Annotated in this window: 21 protein-coding genes; 17 read left to right on the top strand and 4 right to left on the bottom strand. The window is 74.5% G+C overall.

The window, feature by feature from the left end:
* Positions 1–143 precede the first annotated feature (143 nt).
* Entirely contained in the window at positions 144–1,388 is a 1,245-nt protein-coding gene (locus tag ACWENR_RS15490) for an MFS transporter (protein WP_452277656.1), read from the top strand.
* 67 nt (positions 1,389–1,455) lie between these two features.
* Here the strand turns inward: ACWENR_RS15490 and ACWENR_RS15495 are convergent, their stop codons facing one another.
* On the bottom strand, positions 1,456–1,956 hold the full coding sequence (locus ACWENR_RS15495) for a hypothetical protein (RefSeq protein WP_452277657.1): 501 nt from the start codon (positions 1,954–1,956) through the stop codon (positions 1,456–1,458).
* Between the two features lie 136 nt (positions 1,957–2,092).
* On the opposite strand from ACWENR_RS15495, the gene thrB reads away from it, so the two are divergent.
* The 3 genes from thrB (at position 2,093) to ACWENR_RS15510 (ending at position 9,164) form a co-directional block, all read left to right on the top strand.
* Complete coding sequence (gene thrB / locus ACWENR_RS15500; RefSeq protein ID WP_452277658.1) at positions 2,093–3,037, top strand: homoserine kinase; 945 nt, start codon at positions 2,093–2,095, stop codon at positions 3,035–3,037.
* 296 nt (positions 3,038–3,333) lie between these two features.
* Positions 3,334–5,484, top strand: coding sequence for a transcription termination factor Rho (gene rho / locus ACWENR_RS15505; RefSeq protein ID WP_452277659.1), 2,151 nt, complete (start codon positions 3,334–3,336; stop codon positions 5,482–5,484).
* 182 nt (positions 5,485–5,666) lie between these two features.
* A complete protein-coding gene (locus tag ACWENR_RS15510) occupies positions 5,667–9,164 on the top strand; it encodes a phosphodiester glycosidase family protein (RefSeq protein WP_452277660.1) in 3,498 nt (1,165 codons plus the stop codon).
* 138 nt (positions 9,165–9,302) lie between these two features.
* On the opposite strand, the gene ACWENR_RS15515 is transcribed toward ACWENR_RS15510, so the two are convergent.
* Positions 9,303–10,199 (bottom strand): phosphatase domain-containing protein, encoded by an 897-nt coding sequence (locus ACWENR_RS15515; protein WP_452277661.1) that lies wholly within the window; start codon positions 10,197–10,199, stop codon positions 9,303–9,305.
* A 298-nt stretch (positions 10,200–10,497) separates the two neighbouring features.
* Between ACWENR_RS15515 and rpmE the strand changes: the two genes are divergently transcribed.
* Positions 10,498–10,722 carry a 50S ribosomal protein L31 gene (rpmE, locus tag ACWENR_RS15520; protein WP_350686436.1) on the top strand — a complete coding sequence of 75 codons (225 nt, stop codon included), beginning with the start codon at positions 10,498–10,500 and terminating at the stop codon, positions 10,720–10,722.
* A 105-nt stretch (positions 10,723–10,827) separates the two neighbouring features.
* The gene (prfA, locus tag ACWENR_RS15525; protein ID WP_452277662.1) at positions 10,828–11,916 is read left to right on the top strand and encodes a peptide chain release factor 1; all 1,089 of its coding nucleotides are present in this window, start codon (positions 10,828–10,830) and stop codon (positions 11,914–11,916) included.
* 117 nt (positions 11,917–12,033) lie between these two features.
* Here prfA and ACWENR_RS15530 read toward each other — a convergent pair whose 3' ends face one another.
* Positions 12,034–13,584: a GGDEF domain-containing protein gene (locus tag ACWENR_RS15530; RefSeq protein ID WP_452277663.1), complete on the bottom strand. Its 1,551-nt coding sequence runs from the start codon at positions 13,582–13,584 to the stop codon at positions 12,034–12,036.
* Positions 13,585–13,658: 74 nt separating this feature from the next.
* Between ACWENR_RS15530 and prmC the strand changes: the two genes are divergently transcribed.
* The 4 genes from prmC to ACWENR_RS15550 all read left to right on the top strand — a co-directional run bounded on the left by prmC (position 13,659) and on the right by ACWENR_RS15550 (position 18,090).
* A complete protein-coding gene (gene prmC / locus ACWENR_RS15535) occupies positions 13,659–14,606 on the top strand; it encodes a peptide chain release factor N(5)-glutamine methyltransferase (RefSeq protein ID WP_452277664.1) in 948 nt (315 codons plus the stop codon).
* Positions 14,606–15,250: an L-threonylcarbamoyladenylate synthase gene (locus ACWENR_RS15540; RefSeq protein WP_452277680.1), complete on the top strand. Its 645-nt coding sequence runs from the start codon at positions 14,606–14,608 to the stop codon at positions 15,248–15,250. Before prmC ends, ACWENR_RS15540 begins: the two co-directional genes overlap by 1 nt.
* Complete coding sequence (locus ACWENR_RS15545) at positions 15,251–15,862, top strand: arsenate reductase/protein-tyrosine-phosphatase family protein (protein WP_452277665.1); 612 nt, start codon at positions 15,251–15,253, stop codon at positions 15,860–15,862.
* A 116-nt stretch (positions 15,863–15,978) separates the two neighbouring features.
* Positions 15,979–18,090 (top strand): transglycosylase domain-containing protein, encoded by a 2,112-nt coding sequence (locus ACWENR_RS15550; protein ID WP_452277666.1) that lies wholly within the window; start codon positions 15,979–15,981, stop codon positions 18,088–18,090.
* Here the strand turns inward: ACWENR_RS15550 and ACWENR_RS15555 are convergent.
* Complete coding sequence (locus tag ACWENR_RS15555; protein WP_452277667.1) at positions 18,065–19,561, bottom strand: SDR family oxidoreductase; 1,497 nt, start codon at positions 19,559–19,561, stop codon at positions 18,065–18,067. The two genes, ACWENR_RS15550 and ACWENR_RS15555, sit on opposite strands and share 26 nt — an antisense overlap.
* A gap of 35 nt (positions 19,562–19,596) precedes the next feature.
* Here ACWENR_RS15555 and ACWENR_RS15560 point away from each other — a divergent pair, with 35 nt between their 5' ends.
* The 7 genes from ACWENR_RS15560 (at position 19,597) to ACWENR_RS15590 (ending at position 24,223) form a co-directional block, all read left to right on the top strand.
* Positions 19,597–20,883, top strand: coding sequence for a serine hydroxymethyltransferase (locus tag ACWENR_RS15560; RefSeq protein ID WP_452277668.1), 1,287 nt, complete (start codon positions 19,597–19,599; stop codon positions 20,881–20,883).
* A complete protein-coding gene (locus ACWENR_RS15565; RefSeq protein WP_452277669.1) occupies positions 20,880–21,311 on the top strand; it encodes a hypothetical protein in 432 nt (143 codons plus the stop codon). Before ACWENR_RS15560 ends, ACWENR_RS15565 begins: the two co-directional genes overlap by 4 nt.
* A gap of 164 nt (positions 21,312–21,475) precedes the next feature.
* Positions 21,476–21,697: a hypothetical protein gene (locus ACWENR_RS15570; RefSeq protein WP_452277670.1), complete on the top strand. Its 222-nt coding sequence runs from the start codon at positions 21,476–21,478 to the stop codon at positions 21,695–21,697.
* The gene (atpB, locus tag ACWENR_RS15575) at positions 21,698–22,519 is read left to right on the top strand and encodes a F0F1 ATP synthase subunit A (RefSeq protein WP_452277671.1); all 822 of its coding nucleotides are present in this window, start codon (positions 21,698–21,700) and stop codon (positions 22,517–22,519) included. It begins immediately after the preceding gene.
* Between the two features lie 93 nt (positions 22,520–22,612).
* Positions 22,613–22,840, top strand: coding sequence for an ATP synthase F0 subunit C (atpE, locus tag ACWENR_RS15580; protein ID WP_210832257.1), 228 nt, complete (start codon positions 22,613–22,615; stop codon positions 22,838–22,840).
* A 31-nt stretch (positions 22,841–22,871) separates the two neighbouring features.
* Complete coding sequence (locus ACWENR_RS15585; protein ID WP_452277672.1) at positions 22,872–23,402, top strand: F0F1 ATP synthase subunit B; 531 nt, start codon at positions 22,872–22,874, stop codon at positions 23,400–23,402.
* Positions 23,402–24,223: a F0F1 ATP synthase subunit delta gene (locus tag ACWENR_RS15590; protein ID WP_452277673.1), complete on the top strand. Its 822-nt coding sequence runs from the start codon at positions 23,402–23,404 to the stop codon at positions 24,221–24,223. The genes ACWENR_RS15585 and ACWENR_RS15590 overlap by 1 nt, the downstream gene beginning before the upstream one ends.
* The last annotated feature ends 71 nt before the right edge of the window (positions 24,224–24,294 follow it).

Consider the following 24,294-nt stretch of genomic DNA (forward strand, 5'->3'; position numbering starts at 1 on the left):
CAGCCCGGGCCGCGGGGGGCGTGGGCCGCCCCCCCTCGTCCGCGAACGCCCCGGACGGGTCAGCCCGCCGGGGGCGTTCGCGTTCGGTCAGGTACCCGCCGCTGGCGGTGGTGCGCCGGACCGCACCGGGTAGGGTCCGCCACGTGCCGTCCACCCTCTCGGTCCTCGTCCGCAACAGCAGCTTTCGCAACCTCGTCCTGGCGGAACTGGTCGTCTTCGGCGCCGACTGGTTCGTCATGGTGCCGCTGCTGGTGCTCCTGCCGGACCTGACCGGCAGCGGCGTGTGGGGCGCCCTGGTGCTCGCCGTGGACACCGGCATCGTGGCGCTGCTGCTGCCGTACACGGGCACCGTCGCCGACCGGTTCGACCGCCGCAAGATCATGATCGCGGCCAACGTCGCGGCCCTGCTCGGCGTCCTGCTGCTGCTCGGCGTACGCGACGCCGGCACCGCCTGGTTGGCGATGGCCGGGATCGGCGTGGTGGCGGTGGCAAAGGCGTTCTACTCGCCGGCGGCGCAGGCGGCCCTGCCCAACGTGCTCGATCCCGACGAGCTGGCGGCGGGCAACGCCGTCGCCGGTTCGGCCTGGGGCACGATGACGATCGTCGGCGCCTCGCTCGGCGGGGTGCTCAGCGCCGCCGTCGGTCCGTACGCCTGCTTCTGGGTGGCGGCGGTCGGCCTGGCGGTCGCCGCGGGCCTGGCGACGCTGATCCGCCGGCCGTTGCAGGCCCCCCGCGACGCCGACCGGCCGGCGCAGCAGACCTGGGCGGCGATCCGCGAGGCGCTCGGCTACATCGGGCACCGGCCGAGGGTGCTGGCGCTGGTCACCGTGAAGTCCGCGGTCGGGCTGGGCAACGGGGTGCTGACGGTCTTTCCGCTGCTCGCCGCCGTGTACGGCGTCGGGCCGGTCGGCACGGGACTGCTCTTCGCGGTGCGGGGGGCGGGGGCGCTGGTCGGGCCGATCCTGATGCGCCGGGTGCTGACCAGACGGGCCTGGCTGCTGCCGGGGCTGGCGCTGTCCATGTCCCTCTACGGGCTGTCCTATCTCGGCACGTCGGTCGTCGGCTGGTTTCCGCTGGTGCTGGCCCTGGTCTTCGTTGCCCACTTCGCCGGCGGCAGCAACTGGGTGATGTCGAACTTCGCGCTGCAGGGCGAGGTGCCCGACCGGTTGCGGGGTCGGGTCTTCGCCACCGACATGATGCTGGCGACCCTGGCCATCTCGGTCAGCCAGCTCGCGGTGGCGGCGGTGGTGGACGCCGTCGACGAGCGGGTGGTGCTGGCCGGCTGCGGCCTGGTCACGCTCGTCTACGCGGTCGGCTGGCGGATCGCGACCCGCAAGCTCTCCCTCACCGACCAGGTGCCGGAACCGGACCCGGCCCCCGCCCGCTGACCCGTCGGTCCGTCCGCTTCCCGGCGTGGCGGTCGCCCCCGGGCCAGTCGCGGCGCTCGCCCGCGGGTCAGGAGCGTGCCACCTCGTCCGCCCCGTCCGGCCTCGACCGGCCGCCCCACTGCGCCGGCGGCTCGGCGGGGGCTTCGGCGGCCCACCCGGCAGGAGGCGTAGGCTGCCCGGGGTGGGGCGGCGCGGGCGGGCCGGGGGACCAGCCGCCCGAGGGGCCGGCCGCCGCACCGGTCGCCCGCCGCCCGGCCAGCACCGCCGCGATCAGCAGGCCCGTCCCGACGGGGTACGTCAGGGCCAGCAACCCGTTGTACGCCAGGCTCACGGCCTGGAACTCCGACCAGCCGAAGTCGGCGCGGACCAGCTGAGGAAGCAGGACGACCCAGGCGAGGTTGAGCACCGACGTGACGAGCAGCACGCCCATTCCGAACAGGGCCAGCAGCCGGGGTCGCCGGGGCAGCCGGCGCCCGGCCGTCGCGGTCAGCACGAGGCCGACCAGCAACACCAGCACCGTGGGCACCTGGACCGCGCCCGCCGTCGCCACGTACTCGAGATCCCGCACCCTGCCTCCCACCGGTCGCCGGTCGGGTCAGGCTAGCGGAACGGCGCCACCTCGGCCGTCCGGTCGGGACCGGCGGATCCGTCCCACCCGCCGGGCGGAGGGCCGCGACGTCGGTGCGGAGCCATAACATGAGCGCGTGCCGACGACATTCGTCTCCGACCCGGTCCGGGTCCGGGTCCCCGCCACCAGCGCCAACCTGGGGCCGGGATTCGACGCGCTGGGGCTCGCCCTGACGCTCCACGACGACGTGGCCGCCGAGGTCACGGGCGGGGGCGTCACGGTGACCGTGACGGGCGAGGGCGCCGGTGAGCTGCCGGCCGACGACCGGCACCTGGTCGTCCGCGCGATGCGGGCCACCTTCGACGCGTTGGGCGGGCAGCCGCCGGGCCTGGCGGTGGAGTGCGTCAACCGCATCCCGCAGGCCCGGGGGCTCGGCTCCTCGTCGGCGGCGATCGTGGCGGGCGTGCTGCTGGCCCGGGCGCTGGTGACCGACGGCGAGGCCCGCCTGGACGACGCGGCCGCCCTGCGGCTGGCCGCCGGGATCGAGGGCCATCCCGACAACGTGGCGCCCTGCCTGCTCGGGGGGTTCACGCTGGCCTGGACGGAGCCGTCCGGGGCCCGGGCGGTGTCGCTTCCGGTCGCCCCCGGCGTACGGCCGACGGTCTTCGTGCCCGGGGAGCGCGGGCTGACGGCGGCGGCGCGGGCCGCGCTGCCGCCCACCGTGCCGCACGGGGACGCGGCGCTCAACGCCGGCCGGGCCGCGCTGCTCGTGCACGCGATGACCACCGATCCGGCGTTGCTGCTGCCGGCCACCGTCGACCGGCTGCACCAGGACTACCGCGCCGACGGGATGCCCGGCACTGCCGCCCTGGTCAGAGCGTTGCGTGCGGTCGGTGTGGCCGCCGTGGTCAGTGGGGCGGGCCCCACCGTCCTGGCCCTGGACGGGCCGCCCGAGGGCTTCGATCCGGGAACAGACTGGCAGGTCTGGCGGTTGGCACCGGACGGGCGCGGTGCACGGGTCGCCCGGGGTAGACTGGGACACGCGGAGCGGGACCCTGTTGCCGCAGGTCGGAAGAGTTGATTACGCTCTAGACTCAGCACAGCCGCGAAGCATGCGATCTTCCTGCGGGTCGGCGCACCCCCGAAGCTTTCGGCGGTCAGCCCGTCACCCCTGCCTAGGCCCACGCCGCACCGCAGTCTTCACAGGTCGCCGCAGACGGCGAGACCGGCTCACCGACGCTGGTGAGCCGGGAAACCGACCGGCTGCTGTGTTACAGACTCCCGCGACGCGTCCATGCGAGGCGGGTGCACCGAGGCCGCCCGGCCACCTTGCTTTTCGACTCCGGGCAGTCCCGGCCTATCGAGGGAAGGAATCCATTGAGCGACACCACCGACGTGACGTCGGATGTTTCCAACGTCGCTGGCGATGCCACCACCGCCGCCGCCCCCGCCCGTCGTCGGCGTAGCGGCACCGGCCTGTCGGCCATGCTGCTGCCGGAGCTGCAGAGCCTGGCCGCGTCGCTCGGCATCTCGGGCACGGCTCGCATGCGCAAGGGCGAGCTGATCAGCGCGATCTCCGAGCGGCAGGGCGGCGCCGCCGCCGGGACCCCTCGACCGCGGGCCGAGGTCGCGGCCGCTGCCGCTCCCGCCCGTGAGGAGGTCCACGCGGAGGTCCGCGAGGCCACCGAGCGGCCGGAGGCCGGGCGGCGGACCGCGGAGCAGGCTCCGGCGGCCGTGGAGACCGAGGCTCGCGGCCGGACCCGGCGCAGCCGGGCCGCCACCACCGAGGCCCGGACCACCGAGGCCCGCCCCGCGGAGGCGGGGGCTGCCGAGGCTCGCCCCGCGGAGGCGCGGACCGCCGAGGCCCGTCCCGCCGAGGCCCGTCCCGCCAGCGCGGAACAGGCCGAGGCCGGCGAGCGTGCCGACCGTGGCGAGGGCCGTGGCCGTGGCCGTGAGCGCGGCGAGCGGGCCGAGCGCGGTGACCGTGCGGAGCGTGCCGAGCGCGGTGACCGTGCCGAGCGCGGTGAGCGTGCCGAGCGCGGTGACCGTGATGAGCGGGCCGAGCGCGGCCAGCGTGCCGAGCGTGCGGAGCGCGGCGACCGTGCCGAGCGCGGCGACCGTGATGAGCGCGGTGAGCGCGGCGACCGGAACGAGCGTGCCGAGCGTGGCGAGCGGGGCGACCGCAACGAGCGCGGCGAGCGGGCCGAGCGGGGCGACCGCAACGAGCGGGGCGACCGGGGGCAGCGCGCCGAGCGGGACCGCGCCGACGACGGCGACGACGACGAGGGCGGCGGCCGGCGGGGCCGGCGCAGCCGGTTCCGGGACCGTCGTCGCGGCCGTGGCGAGCGCGGCGAGGGCGAGGGCGGCGGCGGGCGCGAGCCGCAGGTCGGCGAGGACGACGTGCTCGTCCCCGTGGCCGGCATCATCGACGTGCTCGACAACTACGCCTTCGTCCGGACCACCGGCTACCTGGCCGGCCCGAACGACGTCTACGTCTCGATGTCGCAGATCAAGAAGTACGGCCTGCGGCGCGGTGACGCCATCACCGGCGCGGTGCGCGCCTCGCGCGACGGCGAGCAGCGGCGGGACAAGTACAACCCGCTGGTGCGGCTGGACACCATCAACGGGATGGAGCCGGACGAGGCGAAGCGCCGGCCGGAGTTCTACAAGCTCACCCCGCTCTACCCGCAGGAGCGCCTGCGGCTGGAGACCGAGCCGCACATCCTCACCACCCGGGTGATCGACCTGGTCATGCCGCTCGGCAAGGGCCAGCGGGCGCTGATCGTGTCGCCGCCGAAGGCGGGCAAGACGATGGTGCTGCAGGCCATCGCGAACGCGATCACGCACAACAACCCGGAGTGCCACCTGATGGTGGTGCTGGTGGACGAGCGCCCCGAAGAGGTCACCGACATGCAGCGGTCGGTGAAGGGTGAGGTCATCGCGGCGACGTTCGACCGTCCGCCGCAGGACCACACCACGGTGGCGGAGCTGGCGATCGAGCGGGCGAAGCGCCTGGTCGAGCTGGGCCACGACGTGGTCGTGCTGCTCGACTCGGTGACCCGGCTCGGTCGGTCGTACAACCTGGCGGCGCCGGCGAGCGGCCGGATCATGTCGGGTGGTATCGACTCCACCGCGCTCTACCCGCCGAAGCGCTTCCTGGGTGCGGCCCGCAACATCGAGAACGGCGGCTCGCTGACCATCCTCGCCACCGCGCTGGTGGAGACCGGGTCCATGGCGGACACGGTCATCTTCGAGGAGTTCAAGGGCACCGGCAACGCGGAGCTGAAGCTGGACCGGAAGATCGCCGACAAGCGCACCTTCCCGGCCATCGACATCCACCCGTCCGGCACGCGTAAGGAGGAGATCCTGCTCGCGCCGGAGGAGCTTGCCATCATCCACAAGCTCCGCAAGGTCCTGCACTCGCTGGACTCGCAGGCGGCGCTGGATCTGCTGCTCGACAAGCTCAAGCAGACCCGCACCAACATCGAGTTCCTGATGCAGATCGCCAAGTCGACGCCGGGGGAGTGACCTCTCCCGGACGAGGCAGGTGAGAAGGGCACGGCCGTCGGGGCCGTGCCCTTCTCGCGTCCCGGGCGGGCTGGCCCCGGGAGGGGCGCACCGGGCGGAACCTTGCCGGAGGAGTGGAGTTTTCCTTCGGTTTGGTTGAGAGCTATTGAAACTTCTATTCACAGTCCGGTTGACTGTCGTCCATGCGTACCCGCAGACGATCTGCCCGTCTTGCCGGCGTCCTGCTGCTGACGCCGTTGCTCACCATGGCCGGCACCCTGCCGGCGACCGCCGGTGCGCCGGATCCGGCCACCGACCCCTTCAGCACCGGGGCCGAGGACGCCCCCCGCGCCTCCTCGTACCCCACGAACTCCGTGACGCTCGCCCGCGACCCGGCGGCGAGCGTGGCGGCCACCGCGACGCCGACCGGCGTGGAGCCGGCCGGCGGCCTGGAGACCGCCAAGACCACCCGCCCGGTCGCCCCGGGCCTCCAGCTCACCTCCTTCGACAGGTACGACGCCGACGGCTGGCTGCGCGCCGACGCGCTGACGGCCGACCTCACCGGCGGCGTCACCGTCGACTACGTGAACTCCGGCGCGGTCAGCCGGGCCGAGCCGCTGCGCCGCGCGGTGGACGCCTCCCGCGCGGTCGCCGCCGTCAACGGCGACTTCTTCGACATCAACAACTCGGGCGCCGCCCAGGGCGTCGGCATCCGCGACGGCGAGCTGGTCCAGTCCGCCGTCAGCGGGCACCGCAACGCCGCCGCGATCACCACCGAGGGCCTCGGCCGGGTGATCGAGGTGAACTTCGAGGGGACGGCGACGCTGCCCACCGGCCCGGTGGCGCTGACCCAGTTCAACAACATGATCCAGGCGAACGGCGTCGGCGTGTTCACCGCGCTCTGGGGGTCGTACACCCGGGAACGGGCGGTGGCGGGCGCGGCCCGCGTCACGGAGGTGACGGTGGCCGACGGCCGCGTCGCCACCGTGGCCACGACGGCCGGCACCGGGCCGATCCCGGCCGGCACGACCGTGCTGCTCGGCCGCGACGCCGGCGCGGACGCCCTCGCCGGGCTGCGTCCGGGGGACCCGGTGACGGTCGCCTGGCAGCCCAGGCCCGCCGACGGCAGCAAGCTGCACGCGGCGGTCGGCGGCGGCAACGTGCTGGTCCGCGACGGCGTGGTGCAGAACATCGCCGACGCGTCGCTGGCCCCGCGCACGTCGGTCGGTTTCTCCGCCGACGGCCGGCGCATGATCCTGCTGACTGTGGACGGTCGGCAGGTCGACAGCCGGGGCGTCACCCAGACCGAGATGGGCCGGATGATGGCCGAGCTCGGCGCCCACCACGCGCTCAACCTCGACGGCGGCGGCTCGTCCACGCTGCTCGCCCGGGAGCCGGGCGCGGCGGCCGTGCAGGTGGAGAACAGCCCCTCCGACGGCACCGAACGCGCGGTGCCCAACGGCCTCGCCCTCTACGCGCCGAAGGGCAGCGGCCGGCTGACCGGGTACTGGCTGGAGACCGCCAGCGACCCGACCAGCGCGCCCGGCGTCGCGCCGGTGCGCGGCGGCCGTCCGGACCGGGTCTTCCCCGGCCTGACCCGCCGGCTCACCGCCGCCGGCCACGACGAGACGTACGGACCGGCGGCCGGCGCGCCGAAGTGGCGGGCCAACCCGGCCGCGCACGGCGTCGTCGACCGCGAGGGCGTCTTCCGGGCCGGGCTGCCCGGCCGCACCACCGTCACCGCCTGGCGGGGCGAGGCGCGGGGCACCCTCGACCTCACCGTGCTCGGCCCGCTGGCCCGGGTCGACTCCACCGTGGACCGCGTCGGCCTCGACGGCACGGAGGGCAGCGCGCTGTTCGGCGTGGTCGGCTACGACGCCGAGGGCAACACCGCCCCGATCGAGCCCGCCGACCTGAAGCTCGACTACGACCGGGACCTGCTGAAGATCGCCCCGACCGCCGACGGCAACCTCGCGGTCACCGCGCTGCGGGACACCGGCTCGGCGCTGGTCACCGTCACGGTCGGCGGCAGCAGCACCGTACTGCCCGTCACCGTCGGCCTCACCGACGTGCCCGTCGCCGGCTTCGACGACGCGGCGGCCTGGAAGTTCAGCCAGGCGCGGGCCAGCGGCGCGGTCGCCCCGGCGCCGGGCCACACCGGCACCGGCCTGAAGATGACGTACGACTTCAGCCAGTCCACCGGCACCCGGGCCGCGTACGCCGACCCGCCGGCCTGGATCGAGGTGGCCGGCCAGCCGCAGGCGTTCGGCATGTGGATCCACGGCAACGGCACGGGCGAGTGGCCCAGCCTGCACCTGCACGACGCGCAGGACACCCAGCACGTCCTGCGTGGCCCGCTGATCACCTGGAAGGGCTGGAAGTACGTCGAGTTCGCCGTGCCGGCCGGGGTGCAGTACCCGGTGCGGATCCGCCGGTTCTACGTGGCGGAGACCAACGCCGCCGCGCAGTACCGCAGCGAGGTGATCATCGACGATCTGGTGGCGAAGGTGCCGCCGACGGTCGACGTGCCGGCCGAGAAGCCGCGAACCGACCGGGTGGTGCTGCGCGACGGCACGGTGGACGGGGCGCCCTGGCGCTTCGCGGTCATGTCCGACGCGCAGTTCGTCGCGGCGAACCCGGACAGCGACCTGGTCGCCCAGGCCCGCCGTACGCTCCGCGAGGTCAGGGCCGCGAAGCCGGACTTCCTGGTGATCAACGGCGACTTCGTGGACACCGCCTACCCGGCCGACTTCGCGCTGGCCAAGCGGATGCTGGACGAGGAGCTCGGCGGCGAGGTGCCGTACTACTACGTGCCCGGCAACCACGAGATCATGGGCGCCCCGATCGCCAACTTCCGGGCCGCCTTCGGCGACACCGAGCGCACCTTCGACCACAAGGGCACCCGGTTCGTCACGCTGAACTCGTCGACCGGCTCGCTGCGCGGCGGCGGCTTCGACCAGGTACGGATGCTGCGCGAGGCGCTCGACTCGGCGACCGGTGACCCGGCCGTCAACTCGGTGGTCGTGCTGCACCACCACCCGCCGCGTGACCCCAGCCCGGCCAAGGCCAGCCAGCTCGGCGACCGGAAGGAGGCGGCCCTGCTGGAGCAGTGGCTGGCCGACTTCCAGCACCGCACCGGCAAGGGGGCGGTCTTCGTCGGCGGGCACGTCGGCACCTTCCACGCCGACCGCGTCGACGGGGTGCCGTACCTGATCAACGGCAACGCCGGCAAGAACCCGTCCACCCCCGCCGAGCAGGGCGGCTTCACGGGATGGACCGAGTTCGGCGTGGACCCGGTGACCCCGGCCGAGGCCGACCGGGCCCGGCGCAACCCGCTCGTCGAGGGCCCGCGCTGGGTCGCCGCCGAGTTCCACGCGCACGTCGACCGGCTCGCGCTGACCGCCCCGGCCAGCGTCGCGGTCGGCGCCCCGGCCACGGTCACCGCCGCGGTGACCCAGCCCGGCGGGCGTACGGTGCCGGTGGCGGCGCCGGTGAGCGCGGACTGGTCCGCCTCGCCGAACCTGCACGTCGGCTCGGTCCTCGGGCTGAAGCCGTGGCACGTGGCCCGCTTCGACCCGGCCACCGGCAAGCTCACCGCCCTGCGCCCCGGCGCCCAGGTCAAGCTGGCCGTCGACGTCAACGGCGTACGCGCCGAGGCGACGGTCACGCTGACGGCCGCCGCCGCGGCTCCCGCCGCCTGAGGTCGGCAGGAAGGGCACCCCCGCGGTGCCCTTCCTGCCCCGTTACGAGCCGCCTCCGATCACTCGGGGAAGCGCTCACAAGTCGCCCTCGGCCATCTGGAGGCGTTCACAAAGTCGCCCCCGGCCACCTGGAGGCGCTCAGAAGTCGCCCTCGGCCACCTGGAAGACGGTGAGGCCGAGGGCGCGCCACATCCGGACCACCTGCTGGCGGTCGTCGAAGACGCCGACCACCCGGTAGCGGTCGGCGACCTCGCGCTCGTAGATCTCCCGCTTGACCACCGAGTCCTTCCGGTTGTCGCCGACGGCGCGCAGGTGCAGCCCGAGGTGGGGGACCCGGACGTGCCGGGCCAGCCACGCCTCGGTGGCGGGCCGGGCGGTGGCGTCCCGGCCGGAGCAGAAGACCACCCCGTAGCCGGCCGCGTGCATTGCCCGGACCGCCGCGATCACCGCCGGGTTCGGCTCGTCCTCGCCGACCCGGGTCATGTCGTACGGGCTGCGCGAGACGTTCAGCGCGACCGTGCCGTCGATGTCGACGAGCACGATCTCCGGCGGCTCGGTCGACGGGGCGTGCACCGTGGCCGGCCGCCCCGTCCGGGCCTGCGGCACCGGCAGCGGCAGGGCGCGTCCCTCCAGGTAGCGCTCGTGCAGCCGGCGGATCCACGCCTCGCCGACCCGGTCGGCCTCCGGGCGGGCGGCGTCGCGGCGCAGGCACTCCGCCAGCGGCACGTCGGTGAAGTCGTGCACCTCGAACTCGGCGCCGTGCCGGGCGGCCAGGTCGGCCCAGTCCCGCAGGGTCCGCGACCGCAGGTTGGTGTCGTCGACGCAGACGTCCGCCCGGGCCCGCAGCAGCGCCTCGACCTGCGCCCGCTGCACGACGGTCACCTGCCACTCGGCCCACTGGGTGAACAGCCGCTCGCCGTGCAGCATCCGGCGCAGGTCGTCGCGGTTGACCCGGACCACGGACGGTTGCAGCGTCCGGGCGAAGGTGGTCTTGCCGGAGGCGGGCAGTCCCCGGGTGGCGATCAGGCGGGTCATCGCTCCTCCGTGTCGTCCGTCCTGGTGGGGGCGCTCCGCGCCCGCCGTGCCCCGGGCGGGGCACGCTCGCGGGCGGCGGCCGTGCCGGGGTGAATGCCCACCCGGGCGGCGGGAATGCGGAGGGCGGGGCGTGCGTTGTCGATGCCGGACCAGCCGTGCGGCCCGGGTGCCGGGTCGGCCCGCGCCCATGGCACACTGGTCAATCGGCCACCGGTTCCGGTTCACGCCCGAGCCCGTCGCACGTGGCGACGGACACCGAAGGCGACCCGGCGACCATCCACGAAAGGACCGAGGCGACATGAAGCCCAACATCCACCCGGAGTACGTGACCACCGAGGTCACCTGCTCCTGCGGCAACACCTTCAGCACCCGCAGCACCGCCAAGGGCGGCTCGATCCACGTCGAGACCTGCAGCGCCTGCCACCCGTTCTACACCGGCAAGCAGCGCGTCCTGGACACGGCCGGGCGGGTCGCGAAGTTCCAGCAGAAGTACGCCAAGGTTCAGGCCAAGAAGGCCAAGTAACTCCTCGTTCGGCGCCCGCGCCCGGTCTCGTGCCGGACGCGGGCGTCGTCCGTATGCACCCGGTTTCGCCCTCCGCCCGTCTCGTCGTCCAAGGAGCCTCCCAGCATGAGCAGCGAGCGTCTGGCCGCCCTCCTCGACGAGTACGCCGAGCTGGAGAAGCGGCTGGCGGACCCGACGATCCACGCCGACCAGAACACCGCCCGCCGGGTCGGCCGCCGCTACGCCGAGCTGGTCCCGCTGCACAAGGCGGCCGGTGAGCTGGAGCAGGCCCGCGCCGACCTCGCCGCCGCCCGGGAGCTGGCCGCCGAGGACGCGTCCTTCGCGGCGGAGGCGGAGTCCATCGCGGCGGCCCTGCCGGCGCTGGAGGAGCGGCTGGCGGAGCTGCTGATCCCGCGCGACCCGCACGACGCCAAGGACGTCATCGTCGAGATCAAGGCCGGCGAGGGCGGCGAGGAGTCGGCGCTCTTCGCCGGCGACCTGCTGCGGATGTACACGCGCTACGCGGAGCGGCGCGGCTGGCTCACCGAGGTCATCGACGCCCAGGATTCCGACCTGGGCGGGGTGAAGGACGTCTCGCTGGCCATCAAGACCAAGGGCGTGCCCGAGGGCGGCAACGGCGTCTGGTCCCGGCTGAAGTGGGAGGGCGGCGTGCACCGGGTGCAGCGCGTCCCGGTCACCGAGTCGCAGGGCCGCATCCACACCAGCGCCGCCGGCGTGCTGGTGCTGCCCGAGGCCGAGGACGTGGACGTCACCATCGACCCGAACGACCTGCGCATCGACGTGTTCCGCTCGTCGGGGCCGGGCGGCCAGTCGGTTAACACCACCGACTCGGCGGTACGGATCACCCACGTCCCGACCGGCATCGTGGTCTCCTGCCAGAACGAGAAGTCCCAGTTGCAGAACCGGGAGCAGGCGATGCGGATCCTGCGCGCCCGGCTGCTGGCGGCGGCCCAGGAGCAGGCCGACGCGGCCGCCTCGGACGCCCGCAAGGCGCAGGTGCGCACCGTGGACCGCTCGGAGCGCATCCGCACCTACAACTTCCCGCAGAACCGGATCACCGACCACCGGATCGGCTACACCGCCTACAACCTGGACCTGGCGCTCGCCGGCGACCTGGACGGCGTCCTCGACGCCCTCGCGGAGGCCGACCGGGCCGCCCGCCTGGCCGGCGACACCGAGCTGACCCGCCGCTGACCCGCGACCCGCCGGCCACCCACGGCCTGGCCCGCCGGCCGCACGCGGCCCGGCCCGCGGGCGGTGCACGGCCCGGTCGTCCGGCGCGCCGCCGGCCCGGGACCGGGGCGGGCGGGGTCAGGAGGCGCGGGGGCGGGCCTTCGCCCGGAGCATCTCGCGGTCGGCCGCCTCGAAGGCGGCGCTGAGCGCGTCGCGCAGGCCGGGGCCGGCGGCGCCCACCTCGGCGAAGCCGACGCTGACCCCGACCGGGGTGCCGGGCACCAGCGACTCCCAGTCCTCCGTGCGCACGGCCGCGTCGATGCGGCGGCCCACCTCGGCCGCCTCGGCCATTCCGGCGTGCGGGAGCACCACGACGAACTCGTCGCCGCCGTAGCGGGCCACGAAGTCGCCGCGGCGCATCACCCGGTTGATCACCCCGGCGACGCGCTGGAGCACCAGGTCGCCCGAGTGGTGGCCGTGCCGGGTGTTGACCGCCTTGAAGCCGTCCAGGTCGCAGACGCCGATCACCACCCGGTCGCCGCCGGCGACCACCGTGGCGATGTAGCGCTCCAGCCGGCGCCGGTTGGGCAGCCCGGTCAGCGGGTCGGTCAGCGCCTCGCCCTCGAAGCGGGCCGCCTCGCGGCGCATCTCCTCGTGGTCGATGCGGGCGGCGATGCCGTCGATGTAGACGTCCCGGAGCCGGTCGTTGCGCTGGGCGGCCAGCCGGAACGCCAGCCGGTCGGCCCGGTGCGCTCCCGCGTGGTCGCCGGAGCGGGCGAGCGCGATGCTGCGCAGCCGCGCCGGCTCGGCGGCGCCCAGCGTCTCGCTGGAGACCTGGACGGTGTCGAGCCGGGCGACGGCCTCGATCGGGCGGCCCTCGGCCACGGCCAGGCAGACCTGGCCGAGCTGGCGCATGTCGCGGGCCCGGGCGCTGTCCCCGCCGTGGCCCAGCAGGCGCGCCGGGGCGGCGTCGGTGCCGACCTCCAGCCGGTCGCCGAGGGCGCCCCGCCGGGCGGCGGCGTAGCCGTAGGCGGCCAGGCTGCTCGGGCGCAGCCTGCCGGCCCGGCCGCTGCGCACGAACCGGTCCAGGTCGGCGGCGACGTCCCGCAGCACCCGCAGGCAGCCGTCGCTGTCGCCGTTGTGGTCCAGCGCCACGGCGTTGCGCAGCCGGATGCCGGGGGCGGCGAAGGTCTCCTCCGGGATCCCGGCGGCGGTGCCGAGCTGCCGGGCCCGCTCGATCGCGCCGAGCGCGTAGCCGTGGAAGCTGAGGTAGGAGTAGGCCATCGCCAGGTCGTGCCAGCCCCACGCGGTGTCCCGGTCGGGATCGGGCACCGCGCCCAGCGCCCGGGCGGCCCGCACCAGGTGGGTCACGCAGCGGTCCAGCGCGCCCTGGTGGTGCGCGGCGAGCGCGGCCAGCGCGTTGAGGTGCCCGTGCGGGTAGGGCTCGGCGAGGTCGCGGACGGCGGTGGAGGCCTCCTCGACGGCCCGCGTGTATTCGGCCGTCCGACCGAGGTTGATCACCGCCGAGAGGCGCTGCACCAGGGCGTCGGCCCGCGCGTAGGGATCGTCGGTGGTGCGGATGACCGGCTCGAGGATCGCGTAGGCCTCGGCGGAACGGCTGGACTCCTGCAACGCCCGCGACCGCGTCAGGGCGTCAACCTGGTCGGTGACCCGGTCGAGCCAACCCACCCGCGGACCTCCTGTCGGTGTGCGCCCGGACGCATCCGCTCGTGATGTCGGCCGCGACGCCTCATGATTATCGCGTGACGACCGCGCCGCAACAGCCGTCCGAAGGGACGAGACGGCAACGCCCGTCCGTGGTGGTGGCCCGGGCGGCCCGAGCCCTGGCCGACGCCGGGGTGGAGGCGGCCCGCGCCGAGGCCGAGCAGCTGGCCGCGTACGTGCTGGGGGTGCCCCGGGGGCGGCTGGCGCTGGCCGACGGGTTCACCGCCGCGCAGCTCGACCGCTTCGACGGGCTGGTCGCCCGGCGGGCCGACCGGGAGCCGTTGCAGCACCTCACGGGCGTCGCCGGCTTCCGGCACCTGGAGCTGGCCGTCGGGCCGGGCGTCTTCGTGCCCCGCCCGGAGACGGAGCTGCTCGCCGGCTGGGGGATCGCGCGGGGCCGGGAGATGGCCGCCCCGCTGGTGGTGGACCTGTGCAGCGGCTCCGGCGCCATCGCGCTGTCGGTTGCCCAGGAGCTGCCGGCGGCCCGGGTGGTGGCGGTGGAACGCTCGGCCGAGGCGCTGCCCTGGCTGCGGCGCAACGCGGCGGCCCGCGCCGCCGCGGGGGACCGGCCCGTCGAGGTGGTGGCGGCGGACGTGACCGCCCCGGACCTGCTGGCCGACCTCGCCGGCCGGGTCGACGTGCTGCTCTGCAACCCGCCGTACGTGCCGTCCGCCGTCGCCGTGCCGCCTGAGGTGGGTCGGCACGACCCGGCCAGCGCGGTCTTCGGCGGGGCCGACGGCCTGGCGGTGATCCGTCCCGTGGTCGCCCGGGCGGCGGTCCTGCTGCGCCCCGGCGGGGTGTTCGGCGTCGAGCACGACGACACGCACGGCGGGGCGGTGCCCGGGCTGCTGGTCGCGGACGGCCGGTTCGAGGCGGTCGCGGGGTATCCGGACCTGGCCGGGCGGCCCCGCTTCGCGACCGCGTCCCGCCGGGCGGACGGCCCGGACGCCGTCGCCGGCCGGGCGTGGCAGACTGACTCCTCGTGATGCTCTACGACTGCCGGTCGCCCGCCGACCGGGACCGCGGCATCGCCGCTGCCATCGAGGCGGTCAAGAACGGCGAGCTGGTCGTCCTGCCGACCGACACCGTCTACGGGATCGGCGCGGACGCGTTCACCCCGTACGCGGTCAAGGCCCTGCTGGACGCGAAGGGCGGCCGGCACGTGCCGCCGCCGGTGCTGATCGGCTCCCGGCACACCCTCGACGGCCTGGTCTACTCGCTGCCCCAGGCGGCGCGCGACCTGGTGGAGGCGTTCTGGCCCGGCGCGCTGACGATCGTCGTCGAGCACTCGCCGAGCCTGCGCTGGGACCTCGGCGACACGTCCGGGACGGTGGCGGTGCGGATGCCGCTGCACCCGGTGGCGCTGGAGGTGCTGCGCGAGACCGGCCCGATGGCGGTCGCCTCGGCCAACAAGACCGGTCAGCCGGCCGCGCTCACCGCCGAGGCGGCCCGCGACCAGCTCGCCTACTCGGTGCGGGCCTACCTGGAGGCCGGACCGTGCCCGGACCCGGTGCCGAGCACGATCGTCGACCTGACCGGCGAGGCGCCGCGGGTGCTGCGCCAGGGCGCCGTTCCGCTGGCGAAGCTCCGCGACGTGGTGCCGGACATCCTCGCCGGCCAGGAGGTCTGAGTGCCGCCCTTCACCGTTCTGCACGTCTGCATGGGCAACATCTGCCGGTCCCCGATGGCGGAGCGGCTGCTGGCCCTCGCCGTCCGGGAGCGGCTGGCCCGCCGGGAGGCCGACCCGGGCCGCGCCGACGAGCTGGTGCACAGCCACAGCGCCGGCACCGGCGGCTGGCACGCCGGCGAGGAGATGAACCCGCCGGCCGCCCGTCAGGTCACCGGCCGGGGCGGCAGCGTCGCCGGCTTCGCCGCGCGCAAGCTGCGCTCGGACCACATCGACGCCGCCGACCTGGTGCTCACCGCCACCGCCGACCAGCAGGAGTACGTGGTGGCGCTGCGGCCCGACGCGGCGGCGCGCACGTTCGTGCTGGGCGAGTTCGGTCGGCTGCTCGCCGCCGTGGACGCGGCGGGGCTGCCCCCGGCCGAGGCCACCCCGGAGGGGGTGTACGCGCGGGGCGTGGCCCTGGTGGCCGCCGCCCACGCCGCCCGGGAGGGGGCCGGCGCCCTGCCCACCGACGACCTCGACGACCCGTGGGGGCGCGGCGACCAGTGCTTCAGCCGGGTAGCCGACGAGATCGAGGAGACCGTCCACCCGCTCGCCACCGCGCTGCTGCCGTAACCCGCCCGAGGTACCCCCGCGCGCGAGTTTCCTGCGGGTTTGGGGGAAAGGGGCGGTGAAGAGGGTTTTTCGGGTCATTCTGGGTGGGTCCTGACCGGCTCCTGCGGGGAGAGCTGATGACCCGGGCACGCCTCGACAAACTGTTCACCGTCCTGATCGCCGGCGGGCTGGCCGGGCTGGCGCTGGCGGTGGCGGCCCTGCCGGCCGCGCTGGTGTTCGGGATCGGGTTCACGACGCTCGCCGCCCCGTACTCGGAGCTGCCCAGCACGCTGCGCACACCGCCGACGGCCCAGCGGTCGAACCTCTACGCCAACGACGGCACCACCCTGATCACGTCCTTCTACCAGGAGGACCGGGTGGACGTGCCGCTGACGGAGGTCGCGCCGGTGATGCGGCAGGCGATCATCGCCGCCGAGGACGCCCGGTTCCACGAGCACAGCGGCGTCGACCTGCGCGGCGTGGTGCGGGCCTTCACGGCCAACCGGCGCGACGGGACGACCCGCCAGGGCGCGTCGACGCTGACCATGCAGTACGTGCGCAACGTGCTCAGCAGCGACCCCCGGCTCAGCGAGCGGCAGCGCGCCGCCGCCACCGAGATCAGCACCGCCCGCAAGATCCAGGAGATGCGGTACGCGCTGGCCCTGGAGCGGGAGCTGACCAAGGACGAGATCCTCACCCGCTACCTCAACATCGCCTACTTCGGCGCCGGGGCGTACGGGGTGGCCGCCGCGAGCAAGCGCTACTTCTCGAAGACGCCGGCGGACCTCACCCTGGCCGAGGCCGCGCTGCTGGCCGGGCTGGTCCGCTCCCCGCACACCGACGACCCGATCAACGGCGACGCGGACGCGGCGCTCGCCCGCCGGGCGTACGTGCTCGACCAGCTGGTCGAGGCGGGACAGGTCCCCGCCGACGCGGCGGCGCGGGCCGGGGCCGAGCAGTTGCGGCTGCGGCCCAGCCAGACGCCGAACGACTGCACGGCGGTGCCGGCGGAGCACAACGACTGGGGCTTCTTCTGCGACTGGTTCACCCGCTGGTGGAACGCGCAGCCGGCGTTCGGCGCGACCGTCGACGAGCGGCAGCTCACGCTGCGCCGGGGCGGCTTCTCCATCGTCTCCTCCCTCGACCCGGCGGTGCAGCGTGCCGCCACCGAGCAGGTCCGCCGGATCTACCCGCTCGACGACCGCCGGGCGGCGCCGACGGCGGTGGTCCAGCCCGGCACGGGCCGGGTGCTCGCCATGGCGGTGAACCGGAACTACAGCGTGGCCGGCAACCCGGCCGGGCAGAAGAACCACCCGAACACGGTCAACCAGTTGGTCGCCGGGGGCGGCGCGATCGACGGCTACCAGGCCGGCTCGACGTTCAAGCTCTTCACCATGCTGGCCGCGCTGGAGGCCGGGCTGCCGCTGAGCACGGAGTTCGACGCGCCGGGACGGATCGTCACCGACTTCCCGGTGACCGGGGCGGCGAGCTGCGACGGGTACTGGTGCCCGCAGAACGCCAGCGTCGCGATGGACGGGCGGCACACCATGTGGACCGCCTTCGGCGAGTCGGTCAACACGTACTTCGCGTGGCTGGCCGAGCGGGTCGGCGCGGACCGGGTGGTGGAGATGGCCGAGCGGCTCGGCATCGTCTTCCGGGCCGAGGACGACGCGCGGCTGGCCCGCCACGGCGCCCGCGAGTGGGGGCCGTTCACCCTCGGCGTCTCCGCCACCACGCCGCTCGACCTCGCCGGCGCGTACGCGGCGGTGGCGGCGGAGGGGACGTGGTGCGCGCCGCTGCCCGTCGTCTCGGTCACCGACGCCGCCGGGCGCCCGGTGGCCGCCGCCGCGCCGGACTGCCGGCGGGCGGTCGACGCGGACGTGGCCCGGGCGGCGACGGACGCGGCCCGCTGCCCGGTCGGCGACCAGTCGATGTACCGGGAGTGCGACCGGGGCACCGCCGAGGGGCTGCGCCGGCAGCTCGGCCGCCCGGTGGCCGGCAAGACCGGCAGCTCGGAGGGGTACGCGACCGAGACCGTGGTCGCCTTCACCCCGCAGCTTGCGGTCGCCTCGATGGCCGCCAACCCCGACGACCCGCGCGACGCGGTCGGCCAGCGGGTGCAGCGCCAGATGGTCGAGGCGGTGGGCGAGGTGCTCTCGTTCGCCCTGCGCGACCAGCCCGTCCGGGACTTCGTCCCGCCCAGCGAGGCGACCGCCTTCCGGGTCACCGGCGCCCGGACCGGCGACTGACCACCCGGGTCGCCGCCTGCTCGGCGCCCCGCGCGATGTTGCGGGCCATGCCCCCGAAGACCACCGCGTGGAAGGGCGCGACGGCCCCCCAGTAGGCGTGCCCGGCCAGGCCCCGGGGCAGGAACACGGCCCGCTGGTGGTAGCGGCTGCGCCCCCCGTCCAGCGGGGTCACCCGCATCTCCAGCCAGGCCCGGCCGGGCAGCCGCATCTCGGCGCGCAGCCGCAGCAGCTCGCCCGGCACGATCTCCTCCACCCGCCAGAAGTCGAGCGCCTCGCCGACGCGGAGGCGGTGCGGGTCGCGCCGGCCGCGGCGCAGGCCCACGCCGCCGACCAGGCGGTCCAGCCAGCCTCGGGCCGACCAGGCCAGCGGGAACGAATACCAGCCGTGCTCGCCGCCGACGCCCTCGACGACCCGCCACAGGGCCTCCGGCGGCGCGTGGACGGCCCGGTCGCGGACGTCGGTGTAGGCCGTGCCGCCGGACCACTGCGGGTCGCTGGGCAGCGGCTCGGCGGGCGCGTCCGGGCCGGTCGCCGTGGACCAGCGGGTCTCCACCTCCCCGTCGCGCACCTTCGCCAGGGCCAGGGCGACCGCCTCGTCGAAGCCGGTCAGCCCCTCCGCCGGGTCCGGGACGTACGCGGCGATGTCGTGCTCGCGGGCGACGGCCTCGTGGACCAGGCTCTCCACCAGCGGCCGCGCGATCTTGTTCGGCACCGGGGTGACCAGCCCGACCCAGTACGAGGAGAGCGACGGGGTCAGCGGTCGCACCGGCACGATGACCCGCCGGCGCAGGCCGGCCACCCGCGCGTAGCGCTGCATCATGTCCTGGAAGGTGAGGACGTCCGGCCCGCCGATGTCGAAGGCGCGGTTCACCCCGGGCGGCAGGCTCGCGCAGCCGACCAGGTAGCGCAGCACGTCGCGCACGGCGATCGGCTGGATCCGGTTGCGTACCCAGCGCGGGGTGACCATGCCGGGCAGCCGCTCGGTGAGGTAGCGGAGCATCTCGAACGAGGCCGAGCCCGAGCCGATGATCACGGCCGCCCGCAGCACCGCCGTCGGCACCCCGCTGTCGAGCAGGATCCGGCCGACCTCGGCCCGGGACCGCAGGTGGGCCGACGGGACGTGGCTCCGCGCCGCCGGCTCCGGGCCGCCCAGGTAGACGATCCGGCGTACGCCCGCGGCGCGGGCCGCGGCCGCGAAGTTCGCCGCGGCCTCCCGGTCGGCGGCCTCGAAGCCGGCCTGGCCGAGCGAGTGGACCAGGTAGTAGGCGACGTCCACGCCCTCGAACGCGGCCGGCAGCGTCTCCGGCCGGCGCAGGTCGCCCTCGGTGATCTCCGCCCGCGCCGCCCACGGCACGTCCCGCAGCCGGCCGGCCCGGCGGGCGAGGCAACGCACCGCGTGCCCCTCGGCCAGCAGTCGGGGCGCGAGCCGCCCGCCGATGTAACCCGTCGCTCCGGTGACCAGGCATCTCACGGCCTCCAGTCTGCGGCCCAATAGACTCTGGCGCTGTGGCTATTGAGACGAGCACCTTCTGGGGGCCGGACTTCGACCAGCTCCGGGCGACCGACCCGGAGATCGCCGGGGTGGTGCTCGGCGAGCTGGACCGGCTCCGGGGCGGCCTGCAACTGATCGCCAGCGAGAACCTCACCTCCCCGGCGGTGCTCGCGGCGCTCGGCTCGACCCTGACCAACAAGTACGCCGAGGGCTACCCGGGCCGGCGCTACTACGGCGGCTGCGCCGAGGTCGACCGGGCCGAGGAGATCGGCGTCGCCCGGGCGAAGGAGCTCTTCGGCGCCGAGCACGCCAACCTCCAGCCGCACTCGGGGGCGAGCGCCAACCTGGCCGCGTACGCCGCGCTGGTGCAGCCGGGCGACACGGTGCTCGCCATGGACCTGCCCCACGGCGGCCACCTCACCCACGGCAGCCGGGTCAACTTCTCCGGCAAGTGGTTCCACACCGTCGGCTACACCGTCCGGCGGGACACCGAGCTGATCGACTACGACGAGGTGCGCGACCTGACCCTCGCGCACCGGCCCAAGATGATCATCTGCGGCGCGACGGCGTACCCGCGCCTGATCGACTTCGCGCGGTTCCGCGAGATCGCCGACGAGGTCGGGGCGTACCTGATGGTCGACGCCGCGCACTTCATCGGGCTCGTCGCGGGGAGGGCCGTCCCGTCGCCGGTGCCGCACGCCGACGTCGTCTGCGCCACCACGCACAAGGTGCTGCGCGGGCCGCGCGGCGGCATGATCCTCTGCCGGGAGCCGCTGGCCCAGCGGATCGACAAGGCGGTCTTCCCGTTCACCCAGGGCGGGCCGCTGATGCACGCCGTCGCGGCCAAGGCCGTCGCGCTGCGCGAGGCCGCCCAGCCCGAGTTCCGGGCGTACGCGGCGCAGGTGGTGGGCAACGCCCAGGCGCTCGCCGCCGGGCTGGCCGCCGAGGGGATGCGCCCGGTCTCCGGGGGCACCGACACCCACCTCGCCCTGATCGACCTGCGCGAGGCGGGCGTGACCGGCGCGGACGCCGAGGCCCGCTGCGACGCCGCCGGCATCACCCTAAACAAGAACGCCATCCCGTACGACCCGCAGAAGCCGATGGTCGCCTCCGGCATCCGGGTCGGCACCCCCAGCGTGACCACGCAGGGGATGCGGGAGGGGGAGATGCACCGGATCGCCGGGCTGATCGCCCGCGCGGTGCGCACCGACCCCGCCGCCCCGGGCGGCGCCGACGCCCTCGCCGGGATCGCCGGCGAGGTGACCGAGCTGGTCGCCGCCTTCCCGGCGTACCCCCGATGAGCGCGCCGCGCGCGGGGGAGCGGGGCGCCGTCCGGGCCCGCCTGCCGCACCTGCGCCTGCCGCTGCTGGCCTGCGCGCTGCTCGCGGTGGTCGCGGTGCCGGTCGCGGCGGTGGTGCGGGGCGGCACCGGCGCGGCCGGCGTGGCCGCCGGGATCGCGCTGGTCGTCGCCAGCTACCTGGTCTCCGGTGTCTCGGTGGCCTGGGCCGACGCGGTCAATCCCCGGCTGATCATGTCGGTGGGGCTGGTCACCTACGCCACGAAGATCGTGCTGCTCGGGGCGGTGATGGCCGCCGTGGCGGCCACCGGCTGGCCCGGCCTGCCGGACATGGGGGTGGCGATCATCGTGGCCGTGGTGGTCTGGACGGGCGCCCACCTGACGTGGGCCCTGCGCTCCCCGTTGCCCACCTTCCAGCGTCGTGGTGAGTGAGCGCGTCGGCGGATGCGTCGCCGGCATTTCAGGCTGCCGCCGCGGGCCGCACGGGAGTAACCTGACCAACGAATTACGCGCCCGCACCACGGCCCGCACGCTGTCCGCAGTGTGGGGGGTGGCGCACACTCCCGCGCGTCCCTGCTGATATTGTTCGCCACGTCATGGCCGAAGACCCACACCCCCGCAGGTCCGACGACCCCTCGTCGGAAGGCGCGGCAGGGGCCGTCCTGGGCTATCTGCTCGCCGGCATCGTGGTGTGGGGCTTCCTCGGGTGGTTGGCGGAGCGTCTCCTCGATCTGCGAACCGGCGTCGGGGTCGCCGTCGGCATGATCTTCGGCGCGGCCGGAGCGATTTACCTGATCATGAAGAGGCTCAGTGCTTGAGTGCCAGCACGCGCGGGTCTGTCGAGTGCGGAGGATGACACGGTGAGTGGACAGCTCGTCGCCGCCGAGGGGCTTCCCTGGCCCCCCAGCGTCGGAGATTTCTACCCGCCGAACGTGGCTGGCCCCTGGGTCACCAAGTTCGGGATCATGATCTGGCTCGCTGTCGCGTTGCTGATCATCTTCTTCATGGTGGCCTACCGGAAGCCCAAGCTGGTCCCCGGCAAGGCCCAGTTCTACGCCGAGGCCGTCTACGGCCTGGTCCGCGACAACATCGCCCGGGAGCAGATCGGTAACGCGGGCATCCGCTTCGCGCCCTACTTCACGGTGCTGTTCAGCTTCATCGTGCTGACCAACCTCTTCGCCATCGTGCCCGGGCTGCAGATCTCGCCGAACTCGCACATCGCGTTCCCCATCGTGCTCGCGGCGATCTCCTACGTGATGTACCTCTACATCGGCGCCCGCAAGCACGGCCTCGGCAAGTACCTCAAGATGAGCCTGATCATCCCGAACGTGCCGTGGCCGATGCACATCCTGCTGATCCCGATCGAGTTCATGCAGACGTTCATCGTCCGGCCCGTCACGCTGGCCCTGCGGCTCTTCGCCAACCTGTTCGCCGGCCACCTGCTGCTGCTGGTCTTCACCATCGGCGGCTTCGTGATGCTCAACTCGAGCAGCCTGTTCGTCCAGGTGACCTCGGTCTTCTCCTTCCTCATGGCGATCGTGATGGCCTTCTTCGAGGTGCTGGTCGCCGTCCTGCAGGCCTACGTCTTCGTCACGCTGAGCGCGAACTACATCGGAAGTTCGCTCGCCGACGAGCACTGATCGGGCTCGGCGGGCCACCCGGCCCGACCAAGCTTCTGGTACCGACCCGCGTACGCGTGAGACCTCACGCGTCGAACAGGAGGAATACCCGCAATGACTGTTCTTGCCGAGATCGGCGGTAGCGTCAACACCATCGGCTACGGCCTCGCCGCCATCGGCCCCGGTATCGGTGTCGCCCTGGTCTTCGCGGCCTACATCCAGTCGAGCGCGCGCCAGCCGGAGTCCGCCGGTTACAACCGCACCTGGCTGATCCTGGGCTTCGCCCTGGTCGAGGCGCTCGCGCTGTTCGGCCTGGTGCTCGCCTTCGCCGTCCAGGGCTGACGAGAGTTCTCTGCCGACCCGGAGGTCTGACATGTTCATCGCCGCAGAAGGCGTGGAGCACAACCCGATCGTGCCGATCTGGCAGGAGCTCGTCGTCGGGACGGTTGCCTTCGCCCTGCTCTGCTTCGTCCTGCTGAAGTTCGTCATGCCCCGCATGGAGGCGATGTACCAGGCGCGGGTCGACGCGATCGAGGGTGGCCTCAAGCGTGCCGAGGCGGCCCAGGCCGAGGCGAACCAGCTGCTGGAGCAGTACCGTGCCCAGCTCGCCGAGGTGCGCAGCGAGGCCGCCAAGATCCGGGACGACGCTCGGGCCGACGCGGAGGGCATCCGTCAGGACATCCTCGCCAAGGCGCGGGAGGAGTCCGACCGGGTCATCGCGGCCGGCAAGGAGCAGCTCGCCGCCGAGCGGGCGACCATCGTGCGCGAGCTGCGCACCGAGGTCGGCACGCTCGCGGTCGACCTGGCCAGCAAGATCGTCGGGGAGTCCCTCGCCGACGAGGCGCGTCGCAAGGGCACCGTCGACCGGTTCCTGAGCGGTCTCGAGAGCGTGGGGGCCCGCTGATGCAGGCCGCCAGCCGGGAGTCGTACAAGGTCGCGGCCGAGCGCCTCGACGCGTACGTCCGCGGCGCGGAGCCGTCGGCGGTGGCCACCACCGCCGACGAACTCCTCACCGTCGCCGACCTGCTGCGGCGCGAGCCGCGGCTGCGCCGGGCGCTCACCGACGTGGCCCGCTCGGGTGCCGACCGCACCGCCCTGCTCGGCGAGGTGCTCCGCGGCAAGATCAGCGCCGATGCGCTGGACCTGCTGGCCTCGCTGGTCGCCGGCCGCTGGTCGGCGCCGTCGGAACTGCTCGACGCCGCCGAGCGGCTGGGCGTCGACGCGCTCCTGGCGGCTGCCGACAAGTCGGGCGAGCTGGGCGAGGTCGAGGACGAGCTGTTCCGCTTCGGGCAGGTCGTCGCCGGCTCGTCGGAGCTGTCCAGCGCGCTCTCCGACCCGACCGTTCCGCCCACCCGGCGGGCCACGCTGGTCGACCAGCTGCTCGCCGGCAAGGCCCGGCCGGTCACCGGCTACCTGGTCGGGGTGGCGCTCGCCGGCTTCGGCGGGCGCAGCTTCGGCGGGGCGCTCACCCGGCTGGTCGAACTCGCCGCCGACCGGCGGGACCGGCAGGTGGCGTACGTGACCGTCGCGGCCCCGTTGAGTGAAGAGGACGAGCGCCGGCTGGGCGCGAGCCTCTCCGCGATATACGGTCGAGAGGTTTCCGTCAAGCAGACGGTGGACCCCTCGGTGCTCGGTGGCGTCAGCGTGCGGGTCGGCTCCGACCTGTACGACGGCACCGTCCTGCGCCGCCTCAACGAGAGCCGCAACGCGCTCGCGAAGCGCTGAGGCGGCACTGCCTCCCAGCGCCCTGATAGACGCCATTCGGACCGGTCGGTACTAGGTATCCCGGGCCCTCG

The sequence above is a fragment of the Micromonospora sp. NPDC004336 genome (assembly GCF_053602615.1).